Raw genomic sequence first — 1,166 nt, 5'->3', positions numbered from 1 at the left:
CCCACCACGGGGAGGTATTTGGGATAGGCACGCCAGTCGAGGTTCAGATCGGCGACTGCTTTTCCAAGCACCATTCTCGAGCGCATGATCTCAATCTCGGTAACGCTCTCTGGTGCGTTTTCGACGAGATCGGAAAGGCCATCCGGAAGGGAGAGCTGCCCGCTCTTTTCCTCAAGCTGTAGCAGCGCGTCGGCTTGATAGGTGGGCGGTGTCATCAGGAGGTAGAAGACCCCAACTGCGATCGAGAACACCGTGATGACCGCGATCCAGACCTTTCCGGCCCAGAGGCTCATGATCAGGGCAGACAGGTCGATTTCGTCGTCATTTCCCTGCGCGCCAAGGCTCTTGTTCAGGTTCGACATGTCTCTACTTTCCGTTCGGGGCGAGCTTCTGTGCCCAGCTTTCCGCACCAGCTTCTATCATTCCGAAGACAAGCTCATGAAGGTCCTCGGAGCGGCGGAACGGGTCGGGTATTCCTTTGCGCTCCGTCCATTGGTCGAAGAGCATCACCTTCCCCGACAGGTGCGGGTTGGTATTCGCAATCTTCTGTTTATGCTCTGGTTCCATAACGAGGATCAGATCATACCCTTCCCCGAGGGCGGCATCGAACTGGCGCGCCTTATGGCCCTCCAGTGAAACACCGTGGCGTTCGGCCACCGCCGCCGCCGTTTCGTCAGCAGCATGATCGACCAGAGCGCCGAGCCCGGCCGATTCCACTCGTAAGCCTGGCAGTTTAGCCCTCAGGATCCGTTCACCAACTGGCGAGCGACACACATTTCCGATGCACACAACCAAAATACTATTCATACGAGACACCTCATGTGTCGTCAGTCGGCGAGATCGTCCAGGTTTCTAACTGCTACGACGGTGGGCAACAGACCGGTGATCGTGTCGTTCCAGCGAGTCAGCGGCGAGCGCGTCACATAGACGACGTCTTCCGGGATCAAGCTAAACTCCGTGCCAAGCAACCACCCCTCGGGGGAACTGGTTTCAAGCTGGTAGACGGTGGTGCGCCCACCAACACTCCGAAAAACGAACACCCCTCGCGCATCCGCGCGCACCTCTTTCAAGCCCCCCTGGTTCGCGAGAGCTTGCGTCAAGTTGATTGGCTCTTTCGCCAGATCAACAACGCTGGGCTTGTCGACTTCACCGAGAATATAGGCCTG

The 1,166-nt window shown here is 57.8% G+C and carries 2 protein-coding genes and 1 pseudogene; all 3 read right to left on the bottom strand.

The window, feature by feature from the left end:
- Positions 1-362, bottom strand: a 362-nt coding sequence (locus tag MK745_RS19650) for a Wzz/FepE/Etk N-terminal domain-containing protein (RefSeq protein WP_243614862.1), incomplete at its 3' end; no start/stop codon positions are given.
- A gap of 4 nt (positions 363-366) precedes the next feature.
- Positions 367-807, bottom strand: a complete 441-nt coding sequence (locus MK745_RS19645) for a low molecular weight phosphotyrosine protein phosphatase (RefSeq protein WP_243614861.1) — start codon at positions 805-807, stop codon at positions 367-369.
- A gap of 20 nt (positions 808-827) precedes the next feature.
- Positions 828-1,166: pseudogene (locus MK745_RS19640) on the bottom strand (polysaccharide biosynthesis/export family protein); the annotation flags it as partial.

It is taken from the genome of Shimia aestuarii (genome assembly GCF_022814865.1).
Taxonomy (GTDB): Bacteria; Pseudomonadota; Alphaproteobacteria; order Rhodobacterales; family Rhodobacteraceae; genus Shimia; species Shimia aestuarii_A.
This window is presented reverse-complemented; position numbering and strand designations above follow the sequence as displayed.